General features: G+C 51.2%; 1 protein-coding gene. It reads right to left on the bottom strand.

The window, feature by feature from the left end; translation table 11 throughout:
• Positions 1-248, bottom strand: a 248-nt coding sequence (locus ACYP03_RS27330) for a cytochrome b N-terminal domain-containing protein (RefSeq protein WP_459782848.1), incomplete at both ends; no start/stop codon positions are given.

Below are 248 nucleotides of genomic sequence, written 5' to 3'. Positions count from 1 at the left end.
AACAGAGAAATGATGACCTGAGCACCCCAGTAAGACATCTGTCCCCAAGGCAGCAGATAGCCCATAAAGGCTTCAGCCATCAGTACCAGGAAAATCAGCATGCCGAACAGCCACAGCAATTCACGCGGCTTCTTATAGGAACCGTAAATCAGGCCACGGAACATATGCAGGTAAACCACAACAAAGAACGCCGAAGCGCCCGTGGAGTGCATATAACGCAGCAGCCAGCCGTAATCCACATCACGCAT

Source organism: Photobacterium sp. R1, from assembly GCF_054600795.1.
This window is presented reverse-complemented; position numbering and strand designations above follow the sequence as displayed.